The organism is Streptomyces sp. NRRL B-24572 (assembly GCF_002156145.1).
Lineage (GTDB): Bacteria > Actinomycetota > Actinomycetes > Streptomycetales > Streptomycetaceae > Streptomyces > Streptomyces vietnamensis.
Genome location: NZ_MWIG01000667.1, coordinates 1 through 3,241, shown reverse-complemented (window position 1 = coordinate 3,241; position 3,241 = coordinate 1). Strand labels below are relative to the sequence as shown.

General features: G+C 72.0%; 2 protein-coding genes. One reads left to right on the top strand and one right to left on the bottom strand.

The window, feature by feature from the left end; translation table 11 throughout:
• Positions 1-2,582: glycosyl hydrolase (locus CCN56_RS33040; protein WP_086831539.1), on the top strand; the 2,582-nt coding region annotated here is incomplete at its 5' end.
• A gap of 95 nt (positions 2,583-2,677) precedes the next feature.
• On the opposite strand, the gene CCN56_RS33035 is transcribed toward CCN56_RS33040, so the two are convergent.
• Positions 2,678-3,241, bottom strand: a 564-nt coding sequence (locus CCN56_RS33035) for a LacI family DNA-binding transcriptional regulator (protein WP_143664700.1), incomplete at its 5' end; no start/stop codon positions are given.

Below are 3,241 nucleotides of genomic sequence, written 5' to 3'. Positions count from 1 at the left end.
CCAAGGTCACCCCCGCCGCCCAGGGCAAGCCGGTCCCCACCAACGACTGGTGGTCCTCCCTCGCCTTCCAGCGGTACGGGGGCAACCCGTACTCCACCCCCATGTACGGCCACCCGCTCACCTACCAGGCCGTCGCCGGCGGCCTGGAGATCGGCTACCCGACCAGCCCCGCGATCGTCGGTGACGGACGCCAGTACGAGTTCGCCCACAAACGCGACCTCACCCTCGGCCTCACCGGCCTCAACTCGCCCGACACCAGGGCCGACGCCTGGTCCGACTGGACCGTCACCCCCTACTGGTCCGACGGCACCCGCACCCTGCGCACCACCATCGGCCACGGCCTGCCCTTCGTGTACGCCAAGGGCACCGGCGGCGACGCCCGTGTCACCACCGCCGAGGCGCCCACCGTCTTCGCCGACCAGGGCAACGTCCTCGGCATCACCGTCGCGGGCCACCACTACGCCCTCTTCGCGCCCACCGGCACCGACTGGAACGTCTCCGGCTCGACCGTCACCGCCGGTCTCGGCGGCAAGGACTACTTCTCCGTCGCCGTCCTGCCCTCCACCGACGCCCTCGCGACCTACCGGAAGTACGCGTACAGCTTCGTCACCGGGTCGACGGTGAACTGGAGTTACGACGCGGGGACCGTCCGCGCCACCTACACCCTCACCACCGAGGCGAAGGAGGGCACCGAACGCGGCACCCTCCAGGCGCTCTACCGCCACCAGTGGCTGCACACCACCGATCCGCTCACCCCGTACGCGTACGCCTCGCCGCGCGGCACCATGAAGGTCCGCGAGTCCGCCTCCTTCACGACCTCCCAGCGGGCCGCCGCCACCCTGCCCGGACTCCCGGGCGCCGGCGTGGACCCCGCACGGCTGCGCGGCTACCTGAACGAGGTCGCGAACTCCGCCGACCCCTTCTCCGGCGCCGTCGACACGTACTGGACCGGCAAGGCCCTCGGCAAGCTCGCCCAACTCGTCCCGCTCGCCGACCAGATCGGCGAGGGCGCGATCCGCGACAAGCTCCTCGGGCTGATCAAGGGCCGCCTCCAGGACTGGTTCACGGCCGGGGGCGCCAACGAGTTCTCGTACGACCGGACCTGGAAGACCCTCATCGGCTACCCGGCCTCCTACGGCAGCGACACCGAACTCAACGACCACCACTTCCACTACGGCTACTACGTGTACGCGGCCGCGATCGTCGCCCAGTACGACCCTGCCTGGGCCGCCGACTCCGCGTGGGGCGCCATGGTCAAGACCCTGGTCCGCGACACCGCCGACCCCAGCCGCACCGACAGCGCCTTCCCCTTCCTGCGCGGCTTCGACGTCTACGCCGGCCACAGCTGGGCCAGCGGCCACCAGGGCTTCGCCGCAGGCAACAACCAGGAGTCCTCCTCGGAGTCGACCAACCTGAGCGCGGCCCTCGTCCTCTGGGGCTCGGCCACCGGCGACACCCAGCTGCGCGACCTCGGCACCTACCTGCTGACCACCGAGGGCGAGGCCGTCGCCCAGTACTGGTTCGACGCCGACCAGCAGGTCTTCCCGGCCGCCTTCCAGCACGACACCGTCGGCATGGTCTGGGGCAGCGGCGCCGCCTACTCCACCTGGTGGACCGCGAACCCGGAGGAGATCCACGGCATCAACGCGCTTCCGGTCACGGGCGGTTCGCTCCACCTCGCCGGCCACAAGGACGCCGTCCGGCGCAACATCGCCGAGATGGAACGCGAGAACGGCGGCCCCGCCGTCGAATGGCGCGACATCCTCTGGGAGTTCCAGTCCCTCGCCGACCCCGGCGCCGCGAAGGCCAAGTGGGACGCGGGCAACGCCGGTTACACCCCGGAGGCGGGGGAGTCGAAGGCCCACACCTACCACTGGCTCACGGCCCTCGACACCCTCGGCGCCCCCGACGCCACGGTCACCGGCTCCATCCCCACCTCCGCCGTCTTCCTGAAGGGCACCACCCGCACCTACGTGGCCCACAACCACGGCACGACCGCCCGCACGGTCACCTTCTCCGACGGCGCGTCCCTCACGGTCCCCGCCCGCTCCACCGCGACCGGCACCGGAACGGGCAGCACCGACCCCGGCCCCGGCCCTTCCACGGGAAACACCTTCCAGCTCCGCACCGGCGGCACCCTCACCACGGCCACCGGAGCCACGGCGGGCAGCGACACGATCGTCTCCGCGCAGGGCGCCAACTACGACGGCACGCCGAACCGGCCGCTCGTCTACGAGGTCAAGAACGTCAACGGCACCCTCAGGAGCGGCGGTTCGACCGCCTTCCGCCTCCAGGTGGACGCCGGCACGGCGGTCGGCCTCGGCCAGCAGGCCCGTATCAGCTACGACCTCACCGGCGACGGCACCTTCGACCGGACGGAGACCTACCAGTACTTCGCGACGGACCCGGTCGCCGGCTGGGAGGAGTACAACCAGACACGCGGCCTGAAGTCCGCCACCGGCACGCTCGGCGACCTGCGCGGCGGAACGGTCCGCCTGGAGGTCTGGAGCGCGATAGGGAACGGCGACTCACGGCTCCAGACGGGCACGGACCGGTCCGTCCTCGTCATCCCGTACGACTGACCCCCGTACGGGAAGGCGGCGGGCCCGGGAAACCCACCCGGGCCCGCCGCTTTTCCGTACGACGTCGCCCGGACCCGTCGCCTTCCCGTACGACGTCAGGCGGAGGCGCGGCGGACCAGCGAGGTCGGGGTGATCACGGAGGCCGGGACCTCGGGACCGGTCCCGTCGAGCAGCCGCATGAGCAGCTTCACCATCAGCCGGCCCATGCCCTCGATGTCCTGGTGGACGGTGGTGAGCGGGGGAGTGGTCCTCTCGGCGACCGAGGCCATGTCGTCGAAGCCGACGACGGCCACGTCCTCCGGCACCCGCAGCCCGCGCTCCCGCAGGGTCCGCAACGCCCCCGACGCCATCAGGTCGTTGGCGACGAACACGCCGTCGACGTCCGGCCGCCGGTCGAGGAGCTCCGCCATCGCACGGGCGCCGCTCTCCTCCGTGAAGTCGCCCCGGCACAGCAGCCCGGGATCGGCGTCCAGGAGGACGTCCCGGTAGCCGTGGATCCGGTCGATCGCGGACGTCTGGTCGGCGGGACCCGAGACGTGCGCGATGTTCCGCCGCCCGAGGCCCACCAGATGCCGCACCGCCTCCCGGGCGCCGCCCCGGTTGTCGCAGTCGACGAACGGCACGGCCGGATCCGTGCCCGGGGCGGGCCGCCCGCCGAA